Genomic DNA, 21,131 nt, shown 5'->3' on the forward strand with positions numbered 1-21,131 from the left:
TCAATAGAGAGCCGCGATTGCGCGGTTGTTTTCACGGCCGGCCTCGCGTCGGCCGTTTTATGGGGAGTTCACAGTGAAACCGGTCAAAGTAGGCATCTGTGGGTTAGGGACCGTCGGTGGCGGTACCTTCAACGTACTTCAGCGTAACGCCGAGGAAATTGCTCGTCGTGCCGGGCGTGGAATCGAAGTGGCACAAATTGCCATGCGCACGCCAAAGCCTCAGTTCCAGACGACCGGTATTGCGATTACCAACGATGTCTTCGAAGTGGCCACGAACCCTGAGATCGACATCGTCATAGAGCTGATGGGCGGCTACACCGTTGCCCGCGAGCTGGTACTCAAGGCCATCGAGAATGGCAAGCATGTGGTCACCGCGAACAAGGCTCTGATTGCCGTTCACGGTAATGAAATTTTCGCCAAGGCCCGCGAGAAAGGCGTGATCGTGGCATTCGAAGCGGCGGTAGCCGGCGGCATTCCGGTGATCAAGGCGATCCGTGAAGGCCTGTCTGCCAACCGTATCAACTGGGTCGCCGGCATCATCAACGGCACCGGCAACTTCATCCTCACCGAAATGCGCGAGAAGGGTCGCACCTTCGAGGACGTACTGGCCGAGGCGCAAGCGCTGGGCTACGCCGAAGCCGATCCGACCTTCGATGTCGAAGGCATCGACGCCGCGCACAAGCTGACAATCCTGGCGTCCATCGCATTCGGTGTCCCGCTGCAGTTCGACAAGGCCTACACCGAAGGCATCACCAAGCTGACTACCGCCGACGTGAACTATGCCGAAGCGCTGGGTTACCGCATCAAGCACCTGGGCGTGGCACGCAGCACGGCGGCCGGCATCGAGTTGCGCGTACACCCGACGCTGATCCCGGCCGATCGTCTGATCGCCAACGTCAACGGCGTGATGAACGCGGTGATGGTCAACGGTGACGCTGCCGGTTCGACCCTGTTCTACGGCGCTGGCGCCGGCATGGAGCCGACCGCTTCGTCGGTGATCGCCGATCTGGTGGACGTGGTTCGCGCCATGACCAGCGATCCGGAAAACCGCGTGCCGCACCTGGCCTTCCAGCCGGACTCGCTGTCGGCCCATCCGATTCTGCCGATCGAAGCCTGCGAAAGCGCCTACTACCTGCGCATTCAGGCCAAGGACCACCCGGGCGTACTCGCTCAGGTGGCGAGCATCCTCTCGGAGCGCGGCATCAACATCGAGTCGATCATGCAGAAGGAAGTCGAGGAACACGACGGCCTGGTGCCGATGATCCTGCTGACCCACCGCGTGCTGGAACAGCACATCAACGATGCGATCGCCGCCCTCGAAGCGCTGGCGGGTGTGGTCGGTCCGGTTGTGCGGATCCGCGTCGAGCACTTGAACTAAGCCGATCTCCTTCACCGGCCCCGCCAGCGGGGCCGGTGTCGTGAACACTGTCCATTGGAGTCAGTCATGCGTTACATCAGTACCCGCGGCCAGGCACCGGCCCTGAATTTCGAAGACGTCCTGCTGGCCGGTCTCGCCACCGACGGCGGTCTGTACGTCCCGGAAAACCTGCCACGTTTCACCCAGGAAGAAATCGCTTCCTGGGCCGGCCTGCCGTATCACGAGCTGGCTTTTCGCGTCATGCGCCCGTTCGTCACCGGCAGCATTCCTGACGCCGATTTCAAAAAGATTCTTGAAGAGACCTACGGTGTGTTTTCGCACAACGCCGTTGCGCCGCTGCGTCAGCTGAACGGCAACGAATGGGTGCTGGAGCTGTTCCACGGCCCGACCCTGGCGTTCAAGGACTTTGCCCTGCAACTGCTCGGCCGTCTGCTCGACTACGTGCTGGAAAAGCGCGGCGAGCGCGTGGTGATCGTCGGTGCCACCTCCGGTGACACCGGTTCGGCCGCCATCGAAGGCTGCAAGCACTGCGAAAACGTCGACATCTTCATCCTGCACCCGCACAACCGTGTGTCCGAAGTGCAGCGTCGGCAGATGACCACCATTGTCGGTGAGAACATCCACAACATTGCCATTGAAGGCAACTTCGACGACTGCCAGGAAATGGTCAAGGCCAGCTTCGCCGACCAGAGCTTCCTCAAGGGCACCCGTCTGGTTGCAGTGAACTCGATCAACTGGGCGCGGATCATGGCGCAGATCGTTTACTACTTCCACGCAGCCCTGCAATTGGGTGGCCCGGCGCGTTCGGTGTCGTTCTCTGTGCCGACCGGCAACTTCGGCGATATCTTCGCCGGCTACCTGGCGCGCAACATGGGCCTGCCGATCAATCAACTGATTGTCGCCACCAACCGCAACGACATCCTGCACCGCTTCATGAGCGGCAACCAGTACGTCAAGGAAACCCTGCACGCCACGCTGTCGCCATCGATGGACATCATGGTCTCGTCCAACTTCGAACGCCTGCTGTTCGACCTGCACGGTCGCAACGGCGCGGCGATTGCCGGTCTGATGGATTCGTTCAAACAGGGCGGCGGTTTCAGCGTCGAACAGGAACGCTGGACCGAAGCACGCAAGCTGTTCGATTCGCTGGCCGTCGACGATGCGCAAACCTGCGAAACCATCGCCGAAGTCTACGAGCAGACCGGTGAGGTGCTGGATCCACACACCGCCATCGGCGTGAAAGCCGCCCGCGAATGCCGCCGCAGCCTGGACATCCCGATGGTGATTCTGGGCACGGCGCATCCGGTCAAGTTCCCGGACGCAGTGGAGAAAGCCGGTGTAGGAAAAGCTCTCGAACTACCTGCACATCTTTCTGATTTGTTTGAGAGAGAAGAGCGCTGCACTGTGTTGCCGAACGAGCTCAAAGCCGTGCAGGCCTTTGTCAGCCAGCATGGCAACCGCGGCAAGCCTCTTTAAGCTCGCAAAGCTGTCACATTTTGAAGCCCGTCTCCTGACGGGCTTTCTTGTTTTTGCATGCCACACTGCGCGCGTTTCGCCCACGAAGGACGGGCGAGTCGATGACGAAGGATGTGGCAATGCGGTTTTTTTCAGGATTGAAACCAGCCCTGTGCTGGTTGTTTTTATTGGGGGGCTTCGGGTTGTCGCAATGGACCGAAGCAGCCCATCTGGCGAAGCATGCCGATGCGGTGGAGACGGTTCAGCTCATCGAGCTGGATGAGCGTGAGCGTCAGTGGATTCGGGATAACCCCCGGGTGACCGTCGCGTCGGTGCAATACCCGTTGTATCTGTTTCAGGACGAACATGGCCAGTGGAGCGGTTTGAACAACGATGTGCTCAAACACATCAGCGCCATGACCGGACTGCAGTTCGTCCATCAGGAGTCGTTTTCCACCGATCACATGCTGGAACGGCTCCAGAGTGGCGAGGCCGACATCAGTACGACGCTGGCAATGAACGAAGAACGCAAGGCGTTTCTGGATTTCAGTCACGCGTTCGGCGGTGCCGGCTGGGTGTTCGTCGGTCATTCGGGCGAACCGGCGATACAGTCGCTCGAAGCGCTTGCCAGGCGGGTGCTGGTGTTGCCAGCCCGCCATGCGCTGGAGGACAGCATTCGACGCGACTACCCTTTGATCCAGATCCGTTCGGTCAAGACCTATGCCGAGGCGCGGGCGCTGGTCGAGAGTGGCGAGGCCTACGCCACCATCGAGAACGAGATCGGCGCTCAGCTGTTTCCCTCCGGCCTGCTCAGGGTCGGGGGGCTCGTGGAGGGCAAGTGGGAGGCCGATCATCTGGCGGTACGCAAAGGGCTGCCTGAGCTGGTGAGCATCCTCAATAAGGCATTGGGCGCTTTCTCCGCGGCAGAGCTGCGTGCCATGCGCCTGAAATGGCTGGACGGCGTTTCTCCTGCGCCGGCACCTTCGATCGGCTCGCTCCTGATCAAGTGGGGGTGCTGGGCGATGGGCGGGCTCGGCTTGTTCGGACTATTGCCCTTGCTGTGGAACCGCCGGCTGGCGGCTGAAATAAAACAGCGACGCGCGGTCGAGCAGGATCTGGGTGATCAACTGGCCTTTCAACATGCATTGATCGATGCGATGCCTGACCCCGTGTTCGTTCGTGATCTGCAGGGCCGGTTGATCATGTCCAACCGTAGTTATGAAGATGCGCTGTCGGTCCGGCAGGAGCAGGTGAAGGGCCGGATGTTGTTCGAGTTCGATGCGCTTCCACAGGCCACGGCATTGATGCTGCACGACGAATTCATGGCGCAGCTGGGCACCCGTAAAACGCGCTTCAGCAAGCGGCAGCTGTTGTTCAAGGGCGGGCCTCGTCAGATCTATCAGTGGACGGTGCCGTTTTACAGCGCCGATGGAAAGTTGCGTGGCCTGCTCGGAGGCTGGACGGACATCACCCAGCGGCGGAAAGAGAGCGGGTGTCGATGTCTGCATTGAAGATGGGAAAAGTCCTATAAGCCGCGATTCCTTTTCTGATGGGAGGCTTAGGACGACTGCCCTAGAGTGACAGGCCACTGCGGCGTGAATCCGCGATTGTCGCTCCAGAGGTCGTCCCATGCGCTCGCTCAAGATCCTGATTCTAGAACCCAATCCGTTCCAGCTGATGGCGTTGCACCAGATGCTCAACGCCATCGGTATCTACGATGTGTTGACGGCGCCGTCGCTGGGTTCGGCAAAGCGCTCATTGGAGCGTCGCGGGGCCGTCGACATCACCCTGTGCAATCCACAATTGCAGAGCGGTGACGGGTTAGCGCTGATCCGGTATCTGGCCGACCGGCAGGACGCGCGGGCGATGATTCTGCTGGGCGCCGTGGCACCCAGTCTGCTGGAGGATCTGGAAACCTTGCTGGGCGAGCAGCGGATCACCTTGCTTGGCTGCCTGCACACGCCGGTCTCGGCGGTATTGATGAGGTCACTGCTGGATACTTACATGGCGCTTCCCCGGCACTCCGTCGACGCCTGAGCCCCTGGTTATTTTTTCTGTCATCTTCAACCTGCATGCTCCGATAGGCCGGTGACGCTCCGGGAGAGGCCGGCGGCTGGTAGAACTTTCCTCTCGGGGCGGTGGTCATTTACTGTGAATACGCCCCAGACACTGTGTTTTCGGACTATTGAGTGGAGATCGAGATGGAAAGTATCAGTCTATTGCTCGGTGAGGCTCTGAGCCCGTATCAGGTGACGTTGACCCCTCGGGGGCGCCACGGCGAATGCCTGGTGACCTTGAAGAACGGCAGCGGCGCGATCGTGGTGGAGCGAGAATTCAATCAGGCGCAATTGAACGACAAACGCCAACTCACGGATGTGGTTGACGGCTTGCACCGTGACATCCTGATTGCCGAAGGCCGGCTGGAACCCTGTGTCATCGCCGCGTTGCGAAACGCAGCCCGCGACAAGCACCCGACCCTCTGAAACTGATTTATATTTTGTGGGAACCTTCCTGCACCCAGATCAGTCAGAACCCGTAACAGCAGGAGCAAGCATTGTGCTCCGGTGCTTGTCGCTTGCTGCTACGGGTCTTTGATACAGACCACGTTTAACCCCGAGTCGTCTCCCCACTTCTCGGGGTTTCTTTTTGCCCGGATTTCACTGCGCGGCTTGTTGCTGGAAGAAAATCCGCGCCTGTTCCAGATAGTCCTGACGCCTCTCGGGGTCAAGCCAGTCGGCGTAGAGCCGGTCAAGATGCTCGTGGGGCAGGGAGCGCAACAGTTGATTGATCTCAGTGATCGCCTGTCGACCCGCCGTAGTGTCGGTACAGCCGACATGGCCGGACAGGTACTTGTCCGTGCCGCGAATCGGAAAAAACAGCAACTCGTCCTCGGCTATCTCGGCCTGCCGCGCCTGATAACGGATTTCCGGCCAGTAACCCAGGACCACCTGTAAACGCCCCAGGCGCTGCATCGACAACAGGCTGCTGAGTGCGTCGTTACCGTAATGGGGTGTCAACGCGCCATTCGGCGCCTGACGCAGCAATGCATCGATGTACTCGCCATAGCTGCGCTCGGCTACCACGCCGACTTTTCGTTTGCCGTTGGCCAGAAATGCCGACAGGTCGACTTCATCGTCGACCAGAAACGGCTCCAGCACTTCGCGATCTCTCTGACGCACCACCAGCCCATTGCTGACCGCGCGAAACGCGGGAATGGAGAAGGCGATCCACTGTGCCCGTTCCTTGTTCCAGACCAGCGACGGATCGCAGGCGAAGGGATGTTCATGCAGCATTTGAATGCCACGGGCGCGATTGACTCGCATCAAGGTGTGTTCGTATTGCGGCATGCCGGCAATCAGCATCGGCATCAATTGATCGATAACGCCCAAACCCTTTTTCGGGCCTTCGAAGATCGTCAGCGGCGGCAGGTCGCGCAGCAGCCAGATCAACGTCGGTTTGGCCTGCGCCCACGCCGGCAGCACCAGCAGGAACAGCAGGCCGAACAACCGCCAGGTCCACCAATGGTGGGCGCGGTTCGAGGCCGAGGGCATCAGGCGCTTCAGCTCAGATGGCTCCGTCTTCGCGCAGCCGGGCGATCTGCTTCTCGTCGTAGCCAAGATCGTGGAGTACCTGCGCATTGTGTTCACCGAGCTGCGGTCCGACCCATTCGGACGTGCCGGGTGTTTCAGAGAGTTTCGGCACGATGCCGGGCATCTTGAAAGGTTTGCCGTCCGGCAGTTTGGCGTGCAGGAACATTTCCCGGGCCAGGTACTGCGGATCGTTGAACATGTCTTCGGCGCTGAAGATCCGGCTGGCCGGCACTTCGGCCTGGTTCAGCAGGTCCTGCACGGTTTGCAGCGGCAGCGAATTGACCCAGCGGTCGATCACGCCGTACAGCTCGTCGCGGCGGGTGTCGCGCCCGTCATTGCTGGCCAGCGTCGGATCATTGGCCAGATCCTCACGGCCGATGATCAACATGAAACGCTTGAAGATCGCATCGCCGTTGGCGCCGATCTGCACATGTTTGCCGTCGGCGCTGGTGTGGATCGAGGAGGGCGTGATGCCCGGCATGATGTTGCCGGTGCGCTCGCGAATGAAGCCGAACACATCGAACTCCGGCACCATGCTTTCCATCATGGCGAAGATCGCTTCGTACAGTGCCACATCGACCACCTGGCCGAGGCCGCCGTTGACCTCGCGATGACGCAAAGCCATCAATGCGCCGATCACACCCCACAAAGCCGCAATCGAATCGCCGATGGAAATTCCGGTGCGCACCGGTGGCCGGTCCTCGAAACCAGTGATATAGCGCAGGCCGCCCATGGATTCGCCGACCGCGCCGAACCCAGGCTGATCCTTCATCGGCCCGGTCTGGCCGAACCCGGACAGGCGCACCATCACCAGTTTCGGATTCAGCGCATGCAGGGTTTCCCAACTCAGGCCGAGTTTTTCCAGCACGCCGGGGCGGAAGTTCTCGATCAGGATGTCGGCTTCACCCAGCAGTTTTTTCAGGATCGCCAGACCGTCGGGGTGTTTGAGGTTCAGCGTCAGGGACTTTTTGTTGCGCGCCTGGACGAACCACCACAACGAAGTGCCTTCATAGAGCTTGCGCCACTTGCGCAGCGGATCGCCGCCGTCCGGCGATTCGATCTTGATCACTTCGGCACCGAACTCGCCGCAAATGCGCGAGGCAAACGGCCCGGCAATCAAAGTACCCAATTCAATGACTTTCAGACCGCTGAGCGGTTTGTTGGCGAACGGCATGCGAGATCCTGTAGGACAAGGCTGAGCGGATACAGCGTTTTAACATAGCCGGCTGTCAGTCGCGTAAGGTTGATCGCCATCAATTCGTGGATTGCCTACAGCATCGGTTAGACTTGCCGACTTTCCTCGTATCAAGAAGCCCGTTCATGGCCCAGCCGTCCACTACCTACAAATTCGAACTGAACCTCACCGATCTCGACCGCAGCGTCTACGAGAACGTGAAGCAGACCATCGCCCGTCACCCTTCGGAAACCGAAGAGCGCATGACCGTACGCCTGTTGGCCTACGCGCTCTGGTACAACGAGCAACTGTCGTTCGGTCGTGGTCTGTCGGACGTGGACGAACCTGCGTTGTGGGAAAAGAGCCTGGACGACCGTGTCCTGCACTGGATCGAAGTCGGACAGCCTGACGCTGATCGTCTGACCTGGTGCTCCCGTCGCACCGAACGCACCAGCCTGCTGGCCTACGGCAGCCTGCGCGTCTGGGAAGGCAAGGTGATCCCGGCGATCAAAAACCTGAAGAACGTCAACATCGCCGCTGTTCCGCAGGAAGTGCTGGAAACCCTGGCCAAGGACATGCCCCGCGTCATCAAGTGGGACGTGATGATCAGCGAAGGCACGATCTTCGTCACCGACGACCGTGGCCAGCACGAAGTCCAGCTCACCTGGCTGCAAGGCGAGCGCGGTTAAGTCCGCGTTACTCCCGAAAAATCCCACGTATTCAAGAGAAGTTCCTGTCACCCCATGCGTATCGATCCTCGCCCGTTGCCTGCCACTCTGCCGTTTCTCGGTGACCTGCCACCGCTGCTGACCCGCCTGTACGCGGCGCGAGGCGTGCAGTCCGAGGCAGAGCTGGATAAGAGCCTGGCGCGGTTGATTCCGTTCCAGCAGCTCAAAGGGATCGATGCGGCGGTGGACCTGCTGGTGACGGCGCTGGAGCAGCGTCAGCGGATCCTGATTGTCGGTGACTTCGACGCCGATGGCGCGACGGCCAGCACCGTCGGCGTGCTCGGCTTGCGCCTGTTGGGCGCAGCGCACGTCGATTATCTGGTGCCTAACCGCTTCGAATACGGCTACGGTCTGACCCCGGAAATTGTCGAAGTCGCGATGACCCGCGAGCCGCAACTGTTGATCACCGTCGACAACGGTATTTCCAGCGTCGAAGGCGTTGCTGCAGCGAAACGTCACGGTTTGAAGGTCTTGATTACCGACCACCACTTGCCCGGCGATGAATTGCCGCAAGCCGATGCACTGGTCAATCCGAACCAGCCCGGTTGCGAGTTTCCGAGCAAGGCGCTGGCCGGGGTCGGGGTGATTTTCTATGTGTTGATGGCCTTGCGCGCACGCCTGCGCAGCCTCGGCTGGTACGAGAGCAAGCCTCAACCGAACATCGGCGAACTGCTGGATCTGGTGGCGCTGGGCAGCGTTGCCGACGTGGTGCCGCTGGATGCCAACAACCGGATTCTGGTGCACCAGGGCCTGGAGCGGATTCGCGCCGGACGTGCGCGGCCGGGGATCAAGGCGATCCTTGAAGTGGCCAAGCGCGAGGCTTCGCGGATTACTTCCACAGATCTTGGCTTTATCGTCGGCCCGCGCCTGAACGCGGCAGGGCGTCTGGATGACATGAGCCTGGGCATCGAATGCCTGCTGACCCACGACGCTGTGCTGGCCCGGGAAATGGCCGCGCAACTGGACGGCATGAACCAGGATCGCAAATCCATCGAACAGGGCATGCAGCGTGAGGCGCTGGCCCAGCTCAAGGACTTGCCGGTCGAGTCAATGCCGTTCGGTCTCTGCCTGTTCGACCCGGAATGGCACCAGGGTGTCATCGGCATTCTGGCGTCGCGGATGAAAGAGCGTTATTTCCGCCCGACCATCGCCTTCGCCGATGCCGGCGACGGTTTGCTCAAGGGCTCGGGGCGTTCGGTGCAGGGCTTTCATATTCGCGATGCATTGAGCGTGGTGGCAGCGCAGCATCCGGACCTGATCAGCAAGTACGGCGGCCACGCGATGGCGGCCGGTCTGACCTTGCCGCAGGAGCATTTTCCGTTGTTTGCCGAGGCTTTCGATGCCGAGGTGCGCAGGCAGCTTCGCGAAGAAGATTTGACCGGGCGTCTGCTGTCGGACGGCACGCTGGCAGTCGAGGAATTTCATCTGGAGCTGGCTCGCGCCCTGCGTCATGCCGGGCCGTGGGGCCAGCATTTTCCGGAGCCGCTGTTTCACGGCGTGTTCCAGTTGGTCGAGCAGCGCGTAGTGGGTGAGCGGCACCTCAAAGTGGTGCTGAAGACCGAGTGTGGTTCGGTAAAGCTTGATGGCATCGCCTTCGGGATTGATCGCGATATCTGGCCGAACCCGACGATCAAATGGGTCGAACTGGCCTACAAACTCGATCTCAACGAGTTTCGCGGCAATGAAACCGTGCAACTGATGATTGCCCACATCGAACCGCGTTGATCCCTTCGCGAGCAAGCGGACTTACACACACACAGAATCACTCTGAACCCTCCCTCATCCCCGGATGTCGACTAGGCTCTAAGCACTGCTTGATTGGCCTTGTGACGTCTTGTCGAATTTTTTGCCCGCGGGGGCGGGTGCTGTACCTTTTTCCTGTCACTCGTCGACTTTTCAAACAGAACCCTGGAGCCTGCCCACTGATTTGAGAGGTGCCCCATGAGTCTGCTGCTTGAACCCTTTACCCTTCGCCAACTGACCTTGCCCAACCGCATCGCCGTGTCGCCCATGTGCCAGTACTCCAGCGTCGATGGCCTGGCCAACGACTGGCATCTGGTGCACCTCGGCAGCCGTGCAGTAGGGGGCGCAGGTCTGGTCTTTACCGAAGCCACGGCGATCACGGCCGACGGGCGGATCACCGCCGAAGACCTGGGCCTGTGGAACGACGAACAGATCGCACCGCTGCAACGCATCACCCGTTTCATCAACGCACAGGGCGCAGTGGCCGGCATTCAACTGGCCCACGCCGGGCGCAAGGCCAGCACCCACCGGCCGTGGATCGGCAAACATGGCAGCGTCAAACCGGAGGACGGTGGCTGGACGCCGGTCGGGCCGTCGCCGATTGCCTTTGACCCGCAACACACGCAACCGAAACAACTGGATGAGGGGCAGATCGCTCAGGTCATTCAGGACTTCGTGGCAGCGGCCAAACGAGCGCTGACTGCCGGTTTCAGTGTGGTCGAGGTGCATGCGGCGCACGGTTATCTGCTGCATCAGTTTCTTTCGCCGCTGAGTAATCAGCGTCGTGATCAGTACGGCGGCTCGTTTGAAAACCGCATTCGTCTCGTGCTGCAAGTGACCGAGGCGGTGCGCGCGGTGTGGCCTGAGGAACTGCCGGTGTTTGTGCGTTTGTCGGCTACCGATTGGGTCGAGGACGGCTGGAATCCGGATGAAACCGTGGAGCTGGCGCGACGCCTGAAAGCCTTGGGGGCTGATTTGATCGACGTGTCTTCGGGCGGTACGGCGGTCAACGCGGAAATCCCCGTGGGGCCGGGTTATCAAACGCGTTTTGCCGAGCGGGTGCGCAAGGAGTCAGGCATCGCCACCGGCACCGTGGGAATGATTACCGAGCCGGCTCAGGCCGAGCACATCCTGAGAACCTGCCAGGCCGATATCATCTTCCTCGCCCGTGAGCTGCTGCGTGATCCGTATTGGCCATTGCATGCCGACGATGACCTGGGCGGGCGCAAAGCCGTGTGGCCGGCGCAGTATCAACGTGCGACCCATCGGGATCAGCCGATTCACGAGTCTGATCTGCGGGATTGATTCCGACCTGTCGCAACGCCTATAAAACCCGCCATTGAAACGGCGGGTTTTTTCTTGCCCGCTATCCGGAAATTGCAAAGGAATGAGCCGCAATGTTGATCGAACGAGCGCTGACTGAATCGGATTTGCCGCTGCTGGCGCTGATCGACCGCAGTGAGTTGGTTGAGGAGTGCTATCGCGTGGAAAACGGTGAGCTGGTTCTGTATCCGGCGCGTTTTGACATGCGCGGATGGCCCGAAGGGGAAGCTGAGGAAAATGCGCGGGTATTGGAAAAATGCTGGCGCAGCGGCGGGTGGCTACACGGACTTTTCGATGGTGAGACACTGGTGGCGGCAGTGGTTGTGGATAACCGGGTTATTCACAATCAGGGCCTTATGATGCGGCAGTTGAAGTTCCTGCACATCAGCCGTGCCTGGCGCGGGCAGGGATTGGGCGGGCGGTTGTTCGCCTTGGCCTGCGCCCATGGCCGGAAGATCGGCGCCGAGGCGTTGTATGTCTCGGCGACCGAGTCGCGCAATACCGTGGAGTTCTATCAGCGCCAGGGCTGCCGGTTGGTTGATCACCCGGATCCTGAGTTGTTTGATCAAGAGCCCAAAGACATTCATCTGTATTGCCCACTGACCTGACGCAGTGCCTTCAATCCGATGTTGAATATTCTGACGCTTTCGCGAGCAAGCCCGGGCAGGCGCCTCAAAACATCAAGGGTACTTGCGCTTGTCCGGCGCCGGCGGGAAGTACTGGTACAACCAGGTCTCGCTCAGCGTGCGGTCGTTGGTGCGGATGAACAGACGCAGTTCAACCGGCTCGACGCTGTCATTGGTCGGGTACCAGTCGAACAGGATCCGGTAACCCTTGATGTCATCCAGCACCAGCACGCTGAAATCCTGCACCTTGCCGTTGGAGCAGGTGACCACCGGCTCGATCCCGGTGCCCTGTGGCAGGCGATCCAGCCCTCCACCGGTGAAGTCCACAGCAAAGCGACGGGCCCAGACCGGCGGGTAATGCTCGCCCGGAGCCCAGCCTTCGACGAATCCACCCATGCCGGAACGGGTGGCATGCACTCGCGCCAGGGGCGTGCCGACCGGCGGCAAGGCGCTCCAATAGAGCTTGTAGCCGTAGTTCAGCGAGTCACCGGCAGCCACCGGTTTTTTCGGCGTCCAGAACGCAACGATGTTGTCGAGGGTTTCGCCGGTTGTAGGAATTTCCAGCAGATCGATGGAGCCTTCGCCCCACGCGGTTGTAGGTTCTACCCACAGGCTTGGGCGCTTGCTGTACCAGTCGACGGTGTCCTGGTAGTTGGCGAATTCGTGGTCGGTCTGCACCAGTCCGAAACCTTTCGGATCGGTGTCGGCGAAGGCGTTGAATTGCAGGGTTGCCGGGTTGTTCAGCGGACGGCAGATCCACTCGCCGTTGCCGCGCCACATGGCCAGGCGATCCGAGTCATGGATCTGCGGGTGGATGGTGTCGCACATCCGGCGCTCGTGGGTGCCGCAGCTGAACATGCTGGTCATCGGCGCGATGCCCAGTTGTTCGATGGCGGTACGGGCGTTGACGTGGGCGTCGACCTCCATCACCACGCGTTCGGCCTGGCAATCGATGTCGAAGCGATAGGCGCCGGTCGCGCTCGGCGAGTCGAGCAGGGCGTAGACCACGAAGCGGGTCGCGTTCTGATCCGGGGTCTCGAACCAGAATTTGGTGAAGTCAGGGAATTCTTCGCGCTTCTTGGCGTAGGTGTCGATGGCCAGACCACGGGCGGAGAGGCCATATTGGCCAGTGGCATCCACCGCACGGAAATAGCTGGCGCCGAGGAAGGACACCACGTCATGGCGATCCAGCTCCGGCGCCTTGAACAGCTTGAAGCCGGCAAAACCCAGGTCGCCCTTGAGCTGCTGGGTGTCGACCGAAGTGTTTTCATAGTTGAACAGTTGAGGGCGGAAGTGCACCTCGCGGGCTGTGCGAGTCTTGGGATCGACGCTGTACATGCGCACCGGTTGGCGGAAACCCATGCCGACGTGGAAGAACTGCACATCGAGCTGACCCTTGTTCTCTTTCCACAGCGAATGCTCGCCGTCGTAGCGGATCGCATTGAAATTCTGCGGGGTCATGGTCGCCAGGGTCGGCGGCAGCACCTGTTTGGTGTCCTGATACGCGCTGCCGGCCAGTTGTTTGGCTTGGCGCTTCAGCGTTTCGAAGTCGAAGGCCTGGGCTTCACCGTCGGCGGCACCGCCAGAGGCGGCCCAGGCGCGGGAGGCCAGCAGGCCCGTGGCCGAAAGACCGGTATAGGCCGCAATGGCCATGGACGCTTTGAGCAAATTCCTGCGGTGCATAAATACAACCTGTCGTGGACAATCCCGCGCCGTTCCTGGCACGTACTGGATCAGAAATTACGGTTCGGACAAGCCTTCGGCCAAACGCTACGGACTAGTAACAGATGCCCGCTAGCTTAATCGGTTCGCCGATTTTGCAAAAATCATTGATAGCACGGCGACAGCGTCTCAATGAAACAAGACGTTACGGTTACTTATCCCACAGCCTTTTCTGATTTACAGGGCATAACTGCTTTTTTCGACTAATTACTCTAAAAACAGCTTTTCAGCGCCGATTTAATTTCTATTCTATGGGTATCGCCGGTCACGACCCATCCGACCGGCAGGGCTCAAATCGCTGCTTAAAGGAGCAGGGCGATGCGGTTTTCGAAAATTTCTGACGTACTGGAAAAGGACATCGTCCATGACAAAAGGACAAGGCATCACCGAAATGTTGGGCATCTTTCCCTGCCTCACCAACGTCCGGCGAAGACGCCGGCTCAGTCCTGACGAACTGAAACTGGTGGAGCGTTACCGCGAGTTGTCGGAAAGCGACCGGATTGCGATGCGGTATCTGGTGGATGCGATGAGGAGTGTTTCGCGGTTCTAGGGAGGTGAACAGCCAGCCGTACTTGCTACGGCTGGTTTACCAATTTTCTGGTTGTTCTGCGCGCTGGTGCAGAATTCTCAAGACCTGGATCTGGCCATCCTCCAGGCGATATGGCGCAATGAACGGATAACGGGTCAGCACCAGTTCACGTATATCCGGTACGACTGAAGGCCGGCCTGAACCCGGAAATTGCTTCAATTGATCAAACGCTCCAAGAATGGAGTTCACGACACCAAACGCTGGATTGGCACCCAAGATGCCTTGGTAATACTCAAAAATTGTTTCGAGATCGTTTTCAGCTCGTTCAGTCAGTACTACGTTCGGCACGTTTTGCCCACTTAGCCTTCACGGCATCCAGATCGGTAAGATTTCCAGCATCGGCATCAGCAATCCCCTCGCTGATGGCTTGCAGATGCCAAGACTCCGCTTCCACATATCTAACCAACGCACGCTTGAGATGGTACTGGCGGTCTCGGTCAGTGGCCGCGGCCAATTGATCCAATTGTTGAGCGAGCAATTCTTCGACGCGGAAGGATAAAACGGGCGAGGCCATGGAAGATCTCCTGCGTGTGTATACGCTGTAAACGACGTAGACACCCTAGGCCGCAATAACATCGGCGTCAACCAGTCAGAGTGCGAGGTTGAGGAAAACTCTAGTGGACTTGAACGAGGCTGGAAGACGGGATGTGTTGCTAAATGCTTGGTTGATGCCCCGGCGACCTAATCGCCGCTGGGGCAAATCCACTGGCTTTCAGAGTCAGCCGCAAGAGCGAGGCGCTGGATACGGCTGCTGTACTTGCACCAATTCAGGCACATCACGCCATTTCACCCAAGCCTGTTGTTGCCAGTGGAGCAGCGGCACGGTGACGCCCGCCCAATGCATCGAGCTCAGGCTCGGACAGTTTTCCGCTATTGCTGAGCTGGTTTCCCGCAGGATGGGAATGACTTCATTACTCAGCCATTGGCGCAGGTTGCGGTTTTCCGGGATGAAATGGTGAACCAGCAGCGCATACATGCCGGATTCACTGACCATCGGCGTATCGACAACTTTGCCGTACTTGCGCAGCCGGACGGTGCGGCGTTGGTCAGGGTCGAGTTTGAGCGTGACGCGTAGGTTCAAGGGATGGCCCATCATGCGGCCGAGATCCTGTGCGCAGAACCAGGCTTGATGATCGAGCAGGAGGGCGTGGAGGAAGCGGTTGTGGCGGGTGAAGACGGTGGGAGTGAAATATTCAGTCTTCGGATTGTGAGTAGGTGCTGGCATGAGATGACTTCCGTTTCGAGTAGGAAAGTCGCCACCAACTCTTCGAAAAGTTGGGTGGCGAACCGAGTGGCGTTCGAAGTCGGGTTACTTCCTGTCGAAACGGAAAAGCCGGAAGGCCCGCGCCACACGGCCCGCCATAACGCAGAACTGAAGTTGCAAAGCAGCCGCAGTTCAATGGGGGCACGCAAGCACCGTTTTGACAGATTTCCGGCTTCGACCCCGGGCCGCTGATTGGGCAGCGACGGGATAAAGCCTATCGGTCAGGCGCTAGCGGCGCCAAGTCTACTCTGCCGACGGATGTTGTAGGAATTGCAGCTATTTCAAGAAGGGCGGATCTGTAGGAGTTTCCTGTATTTGCCGTGAGCTTACGAAAGCTCCACTTCTCCCCGTGAATTTCCTATATCTATGCACCTGAAAGCGATTACTGCGGTGACGTGGAGCAGACCATTGAACAAACACAGCAAGGACAGCCGTCCGAAAGATCCTGAAGATTGTTTCGACAAGGTGCGCGGAAAAGCGGATATCAAATGGGGTACCGACGATTTGATGGTTTTGCTTCGCGGAGACGATGCCGATCAAGCCCCGGAATCAAACAACGATTCCGGGGCTATTCGTATCAGCGACTAACTTTCCACGCATCCCCAGCCGGCGCCTTCCCATGGTCATACGGCTTGCCAATCCACATGTAAACCAGCCCCAGACCAATCACGATCGCCGTACTCAGCACCATCGCGTAGTTGATGTACCACGCCGCATCGGGTGTGCGTGGCCAGGCCATGTTGATGATTGCGCCGACGCCGTACACCAGCGCGCCGATGTTCACCGGCCAGCCCCAGGCGCCGAGGGTGAATTTGCCGTTCGGTTTCCAGCCTTTGCTGCGGGCGTACAGGGCGGCGAGGACGATCATCTGGAATGCGAGGTAGATGCCGATGGCGGCGAAGCTGACGATGGTCGCTACGGCGTCTTGCAGGAAGAAGCCGAGGGCGATGATCAGGCCGGGCAGGACGCCGGACACGAACAGCGCGGCAACTGGAACCTGGGTCGTAGGAGAAATCTTTTTCAGCAGTCGGCTGCCGATCACCATTTCATCGCGGGCGTAGGAATACAGCAGACGACTCGCCGCCGCTTGCAGGCTGATGACGCAGGAGATGAAGGAAATCATTACCACGCCCATCACCACTTTCGAACCGATCGGACCGAAGGCGTTGTTGAGGATGGTGGTGACCGGGTCCTTGTCGGTGCCGTTGATCACCGCCTGCATGTCCGGCACGGCAAGGATCAGCGCGAGGCAGGCGAACATCGCCGCGATGCCGCCGATGTAGATGGTCATGCGCATGGCCACCGGGATTTTTGCGCTCGGATTCGGGGTTTCTTCGGCCACGTCGCCGCAGGCTTCGAAGCCGTAGTAGAGAAACATCCCGGCCAGCGACGCAGTGAGGAAGGCCGGCAGGTAGGAGCCGTCGACGCTGATGTCGAAAGTGTTGAACAGCACACTGATCGGCTGGTGACGCTCGAAAATCAGCAGGTACACGCCGACGATTACCGCGCCCACCAGTTCGCAGAGAAAGCCGAACATGGCGATCCGCGCCAGCATTTTGGTGCCGCTGAGGTTCACCAGTGTGGCGAACAGCGTCAGCACCAGGGCGATGACGATATTGGTGTTGTTACTCGGCTCAAAACCCAACATGGCCGCGAGGTACGGGCCGGCGCCGACCGCCACGGCGGCGATGGTCACGCACAGGGCGATGGAGTAGATCCAGCCGACCATCCACGCCCATTTCTTGCCCACCAAGCGACGTGCCCAAGGATAAACACCACCGGAAATCGGGAACTGCGACACCACTTCGCCGAAGATCAGGCACACCAGCAATTGCCCGCAGCCGACCAGCAAATAGGCCCAGAACATCGGAGGCCCGCCGGCGGCCAGGCACAGGCCGAACAGGGTATAAACCCCTACGACCGGTGACAGATACGTGAAGCCCAACGCGAAGTTTTCCCACAGGCTCATGCTGCGGTTGAAGTTGGAGGTGTAGCCCAGTCGTCGCAGTTGTTCGGCATCGCTGTCGGCAATGACGGCAGAGAGATCGGGTGATGCACTCATTGTGTGTTTGCTCCGTGAAATCGGCAGATTTCGGATGGCCGAAACCGTGGCGGGGCTTGGTGAGCGCCGCCCGGATCGGTAGTTATTGTTTTGAATGCCTGGTATTGCGGATGACCGGTTTCTGCCTTGAAGCCGGGGGATGCTTTTAGTGTTTGAACATCACATGCCGAACCGTGGTGTAGTCCTCTAGCCCATACATGGACATATCCTTGCCGTAGCCGGACAGTTTCTGACCGCCGTGGGGCATTTCGCTGACAAGCATGAAGTGCGTGTTCACCCAGGTGCAGCCGTACTGCAACCGCGCGGACAGTCGATGCGCACGTCCTACATCCGCCGTCCACACCGAGGACGCCAGGCCGTAGTCCGAATCGTTGGCCCACTCCAGCGCCTGAGCCTCATCGGTGAATTTGGTCACCGACACCACCGGCCCGAACACTTCGCGGCGGACGATTTCGTCGTCCTGCTGGGCGTCGGCCAGAACGGTCGGCTCGAAGAAGAAACCGTTGCCGTCGACAGCCTTGCCGCCAGTGATCAAGCGAATGTGCGGTTGCGCCACGGCGCGTTCGACAAACCCGGCCACCCGGTCGCGATGCTGGGCGGTGATCAGCGGCCCCAGTTCGGTCGACGGATCATCCTGCAAGCCGTACTTGATGCTGCTGACCGCTGCGCCAAGTTTCTCCACGAACTTGTCGTAGATGCCTTGCTGGGCGTAGATCCGGCACGCCGCGGTGCAGTCCTGGCCAGCGTTGTAGAAGCCGAAGGTGCGAATGCCTTCGACCGCCGCATCAATGTCGGCGTCGTCGAAGATGATCACCGGCGCCTTGCCGCCCAATTCCATGTGCATGCGTTTGACGCTGTCGGCGGTGCTGGAAATGATGTTCGAACCGGTGGCGATGGAGCCGGTCAGCGACACCATGCGCACTTTCGGATGGGTCACCAGCGGACTGCCCACGCTCGGCCCACGCCCGAACACCAGATTGAGTACGCCGGCCGGGAAAATATCCGACGCCAGTTCAGCCAGACGCAACGCGGTCAGCGGGGTTTGTTCTGACGGCTTGAGCACCACGGTATTGCCGGCGGCGAGGGCCGGGGCGATTTTCCAGGCGACCATCATCAGCGGGTAGTTCCACGGCGCGATGGAGGCGATCACGCCCACCGGGTCGCGGCGGATCATCGAGGTGTGGCCGGGCAAGTATTCGCCACCGGCCGAACCACTCATGCAACGGCTGGCACCGGCGAAGAAACGGAACACGTCGGCAATCGCTGGGATCTCGTCGTTCAGCGCAGCGCTGTAGGGTTTGCCGCAGTTGTCCGATTCCAGTTTGGCCAGTTCTTCGCCGTGGGCTTCGATGGCGTCGGCGAGTTTGAGCAGCAACAGCGAACGGTCTTTCGGCGTGGTCTGCGACCATTCGGCGAAGGCACTGTCGGCGGCGCGCACGGCGGCATCGACCTGGGCTTCGGTGGCTTCGTTGATTTCCACCAGCACGTCACCGCGCGCCGGGTTGAGCACCGGTTGCGCCGGGCCTTCGCCGTTGACCAGTTGGCCGTTGATCAAGAGTTTGGTTTGCATTTGATTGTCCTCTTCGAAGCAATTGTTATTTTTCTGAAGAAACCGGGTTCCATTGTGGGAGCGGGCTTGCTCGCGAAAGCGGTGGGTCAGCCGACATCAATGCTGAATTTGATTGCCTCTTCGCGAGCAAGCCCGCTCCCACATTTCGATCCGGTTTCTTCAGTTATTCGGTTACTTCCCACCGCTGCCGGCCACGCTCTCGCCACCCCGGGTCAGGTAGTAGGCGCCGAGGATCGGCAGCATGGTCACCAGCATCACGAGCATCGCCACGACGTTGGTCACCGGCACGTCCCGTGGGCGGCTCAACTGGTTGAGCAACCACAGCGGCAAGGTGCGTTCATGGCCGGCGGTGAAGGTGGTGACGATGATTTCGTCGAACGACAGCGCGAACGCGAGCATGCCGCCGGCGAGCAACGCCGAGCCGAGGTTCGGCAGGATGATGTAGCGGAAGGTCTGCCAGCCGTCGGCGCCGAGATCCATCGACGCCTCGATCAGGCTGTGCGAGGTGCGGCGCAAACGGGCGATGACATTGTTGTAGACGATCACCACGCAGAAGGTCGCGTGGCCGACGATGATGGTGAACATCCCAGGCTCAATGCCCAGCGTCTTGAAGGTCGCCAGCAGCGCGATCCCGGTGATGATCCCCGGCAGCGCGATGGGCAGGATCAGCATCAGCGAAATGCCCTGTTTGCCGAAGAAGTCCCGGCGATAGAGCGCAGCGGAAGCGAGGGTGCCGAGCACCATCGCGATCAGCGTGGCGATGGCCGCGATCTGCAACGACAGCTTGATCGCTTCCAGCACGTCCGGCCGGGAAAACGCCACGCTGAACCAGTGCAGGGTGAAGCCCTTCGGTGGAAAGCTGAACGCCGCGTCTTCGGTGTTGAAGGCGTAGAGGAAGATGATCAGGATCGGGAAGTGCAGAAACACCAACCCGCCCCAGGCTGCGATACGCAAGCCCAATGAAGCGCGCTCAGAGTGCATCGAAGGCCCCCAGTCGTTTGACGATGGACAGGTAAATGGCGATCAGCACGATCGGCACCAGCGTGAACGCCGCAGCCATCGGCATGTTGCCGATTGCGCCTTGCTGCGCGTAAACCATGCTGCCGACGAAGTAGCCCGGCGGGCCCACCAGTTGCGGCACGATGAAGTCGCCCAAGGTCAGCGAAAACGTGAAGATGGAACCTGCGGCAATCCCCGGCACCGACAGCGGCAGAATCACCTGCATGAAGGTCTGGCGCGGCTTGGCCCCGAGGTCGGCGGAGGCTTGCAGCAACGATGGCGGCAGACGCTCCAGCGAGGCCTGGATCGGCAGGATCATGAACGGCAGCCAGATGTAGACAAACACCATGAACCGGCCCAGATGCGAGGTCGACAAGGTGCTGCCGCCGACCCCGGGAATCCCCAGAATGAACTGCAGCACCGGCTCCAGCCCCAGGTGCTGAACGAACCACTGCGCCACGCCGCCCTTGGCCAGCAGCAGCGTCCAGGCGTAGGCCTTGACGATGTAACTGGCCCACATCGGCATCATCACCGCGATGTAGAAAAACGCCTTGGTCTTGCCGGTGGTGTAGCGCGCCATGTAGTAGGCAATCGGGAACGCGACGATGGCGCTGGCGATCGACACCACGATGGCCATGCTCAGGGTGCGCAGGATGATGTCGAAATTCGATGGCTGAAACAGCGCGGCGAAATTGGCCAGGGTCAGGTCCGGCGTGACCGCCATGGTGAAGTCGTCGAAGGTGTAGAAACCTTGCCACAACAGCACCAGCAATGAGCCCAGATAAATCGCGCCGAACCACAACAATGGCGGCACCAGCAGCATCGACAGGTACAGGTTCGGCTTGCGATACAGCAGGTTGGAAAACCTGCGCAACGGCGCCGATTGAGGGAGGGCGAGGGTGGTCATG

The 21,131-nt window shown here is 60.0% G+C and carries 21 protein-coding genes; 11 read left to right on the plus strand and 10 right to left on the minus strand.

The window, feature by feature from the left end:
• Nucleotides 1–73 precede the first annotated feature (73 nt).
• The 5 genes from C6Y56_RS05185 (at nt 74) to C6Y56_RS05205 (ending at nt 5,316) form a co-directional block, all read left to right on the plus strand.
• Nucleotides 74–1,378: a homoserine dehydrogenase gene (locus tag C6Y56_RS05185; protein ID WP_011332618.1), complete on the plus strand. Its 1,305-nt coding sequence runs from the start codon at nt 74–76 to the stop codon at nt 1,376–1,378.
• Between the two features lie 66 nt (nt 1,379–1,444).
• Nucleotides 1,445–2,854, plus strand: coding sequence for a threonine synthase (gene thrC, locus C6Y56_RS05190; RefSeq protein WP_169429004.1), 1,410 nt, complete (start codon nt 1,445–1,447; stop codon nt 2,852–2,854).
• A gap of 119 nt (nt 2,855–2,973) precedes the next feature.
• A complete protein-coding gene (locus tag C6Y56_RS05195; RefSeq protein ID WP_169432598.1) occupies nt 2,974–4,344 on the plus strand; it encodes a transporter substrate-binding domain-containing protein in 1,371 nt (456 codons plus the stop codon).
• A gap of 118 nt (nt 4,345–4,462) precedes the next feature.
• A complete protein-coding gene (locus C6Y56_RS05200; protein ID WP_169429005.1) occupies nt 4,463–4,870 on the plus strand; it encodes a DNA-binding protein in 408 nt (135 codons plus the stop codon).
• 164 nt (nt 4,871–5,034) lie between these two features.
• Complete coding sequence (locus C6Y56_RS05205) at nt 5,035–5,316, plus strand: DUF3509 domain-containing protein (protein ID WP_169429006.1); 282 nt, start codon at nt 5,035–5,037, stop codon at nt 5,314–5,316.
• Between the two features lie 174 nt (nt 5,317–5,490).
• Here C6Y56_RS05205 and C6Y56_RS05210 read toward each other — a convergent pair whose 3' ends face one another.
• Nucleotides 5,491–6,384: a TIGR02285 family protein gene (locus tag C6Y56_RS05210; protein ID WP_169429007.1), complete on the minus strand. Its 894-nt coding sequence runs from the start codon at nt 6,382–6,384 to the stop codon at nt 5,491–5,493.
• Nucleotides 6,385–6,397: 13 nt separating this feature from the next.
• A complete protein-coding gene (locus C6Y56_RS05215) occupies nt 6,398–7,597 on the minus strand; it encodes a CaiB/BaiF CoA transferase family protein (RefSeq protein WP_169429008.1) in 1,200 nt (399 codons plus the stop codon).
• Nucleotides 7,598–7,743: 146 nt separating this feature from the next.
• Here C6Y56_RS05215 and C6Y56_RS05220 point away from each other — a divergent pair, with 146 nt between their 5' ends.
• The 4 genes from C6Y56_RS05220 to C6Y56_RS05235 all read left to right on the plus strand — a co-directional run bounded on the left by C6Y56_RS05220 (nt 7,744) and on the right by C6Y56_RS05235 (nt 11,999).
• Entirely contained in the window at nt 7,744–8,286 is a 543-nt protein-coding gene (locus C6Y56_RS05220) for a YaeQ family protein (RefSeq protein ID WP_011332624.1), read from the plus strand.
• Between the two features lie 54 nt (nt 8,287–8,340).
• Nucleotides 8,341–10,050, plus strand: coding sequence for a single-stranded-DNA-specific exonuclease RecJ (gene recJ, locus C6Y56_RS05225; RefSeq protein ID WP_169429009.1), 1,710 nt, complete (start codon nt 8,341–8,343; stop codon nt 10,048–10,050).
• 216 nt (nt 10,051–10,266) lie between these two features.
• Nucleotides 10,267–11,373 carry an NADH:flavin oxidoreductase/NADH oxidase gene (locus tag C6Y56_RS05230; protein WP_169429010.1) on the plus strand — a complete coding sequence of 369 codons (1,107 nt, stop codon included), beginning with the start codon at nt 10,267–10,269 and terminating at the stop codon, nt 11,371–11,373.
• A 92-nt stretch (nt 11,374–11,465) separates the two neighbouring features.
• Nucleotides 11,466–11,999 (plus strand): GNAT family N-acetyltransferase, encoded by a 534-nt coding sequence (locus C6Y56_RS05235; RefSeq protein ID WP_169429011.1) that lies wholly within the window; start codon nt 11,466–11,468, stop codon nt 11,997–11,999.
• Between the two features lie 72 nt (nt 12,000–12,071).
• Here the strand turns inward: C6Y56_RS05235 and C6Y56_RS05240 are convergent, their stop codons facing one another.
• Nucleotides 12,072–13,700 (minus strand): glucan biosynthesis protein D, encoded by a 1,629-nt coding sequence (locus tag C6Y56_RS05240; RefSeq protein WP_169429012.1) that lies wholly within the window; start codon nt 13,698–13,700, stop codon nt 12,072–12,074.
• Between the two features lie 403 nt (nt 13,701–14,103).
• On the opposite strand from C6Y56_RS05240, the gene C6Y56_RS05245 reads away from it, so the two are divergent.
• A complete protein-coding gene (locus tag C6Y56_RS05245) occupies nt 14,104–14,289 on the plus strand; it encodes a hypothetical protein (protein ID WP_007954656.1) in 186 nt (61 codons plus the stop codon).
• 36 nt (nt 14,290–14,325) lie between these two features.
• Here C6Y56_RS05245 and C6Y56_RS05250 read toward each other — a convergent pair whose 3' ends face one another.
• From C6Y56_RS05250 to C6Y56_RS05260, 3 genes are all read right to left on the minus strand, one after another.
• On the minus strand, nt 14,326–14,616 hold the full coding sequence (locus tag C6Y56_RS05250; protein ID WP_074691233.1) for a type II toxin-antitoxin system RelE/ParE family toxin: 291 nt from the start codon (nt 14,614–14,616) through the stop codon (nt 14,326–14,328).
• On the minus strand, nt 14,594–14,842 hold the full coding sequence (locus C6Y56_RS05255; RefSeq protein WP_039769579.1) for a CopG family ribbon-helix-helix protein: 249 nt from the start codon (nt 14,840–14,842) through the stop codon (nt 14,594–14,596). Before C6Y56_RS05255 ends, C6Y56_RS05250 begins: the two co-directional genes overlap by 23 nt.
• A 204-nt stretch (nt 14,843–15,046) precedes the next feature.
• Nucleotides 15,047–15,553, minus strand: a complete 507-nt coding sequence (locus C6Y56_RS05260) for a BRO-N domain-containing protein (RefSeq protein WP_169429013.1) — start codon at nt 15,551–15,553, stop codon at nt 15,047–15,049.
• Nucleotides 15,554–16,000: 447 nt separating this feature from the next.
• Here C6Y56_RS05260 and C6Y56_RS05265 point away from each other — a divergent pair, with 447 nt between their 5' ends.
• Nucleotides 16,001–16,180, plus strand: coding sequence for a hypothetical protein (locus C6Y56_RS05265; RefSeq protein WP_249314378.1), 180 nt, complete (start codon nt 16,001–16,003; stop codon nt 16,178–16,180).
• On the opposite strand, the gene C6Y56_RS05270 is transcribed toward C6Y56_RS05265, so the two are convergent.
• From C6Y56_RS05270 to C6Y56_RS05285, 4 genes are all read right to left on the minus strand, one after another.
• Complete coding sequence (locus C6Y56_RS05270) at nt 16,170–17,654, minus strand: APC family permease (RefSeq protein ID WP_169429015.1); 1,485 nt, start codon at nt 17,652–17,654, stop codon at nt 16,170–16,172. The genes C6Y56_RS05265 and C6Y56_RS05270 overlap by 11 nt on opposite strands.
• Before the next feature lie 145 nt (nt 17,655–17,799).
• On the minus strand, nt 17,800–19,224 hold the full coding sequence (locus C6Y56_RS05275) for a gamma-aminobutyraldehyde dehydrogenase (protein ID WP_169429016.1): 1,425 nt from the start codon (nt 19,222–19,224) through the stop codon (nt 17,800–17,802).
• A 171-nt stretch (nt 19,225–19,395) separates the two neighbouring features.
• Complete coding sequence (locus C6Y56_RS05280) at nt 19,396–20,205, minus strand: ABC transporter permease (RefSeq protein ID WP_102688605.1); 810 nt, start codon at nt 20,203–20,205, stop codon at nt 19,396–19,398.
• A complete protein-coding gene (locus C6Y56_RS05285) occupies nt 20,195–21,130 on the minus strand; it encodes an ABC transporter permease (protein ID WP_169429017.1) in 936 nt (311 codons plus the stop codon). Before C6Y56_RS05285 ends, C6Y56_RS05280 begins: the two co-directional genes overlap by 11 nt.
• Nucleotide 21,131 lies beyond the last annotated feature (1 nt).

Origin of the sequence: Pseudomonas fluorescens, from assembly GCF_012974785.1 — a bacterium.
Taxonomy (GTDB): domain Bacteria; phylum Pseudomonadota; class Gammaproteobacteria; order Pseudomonadales; family Pseudomonadaceae; genus Aquipseudomonas; species Aquipseudomonas fluorescens_BT.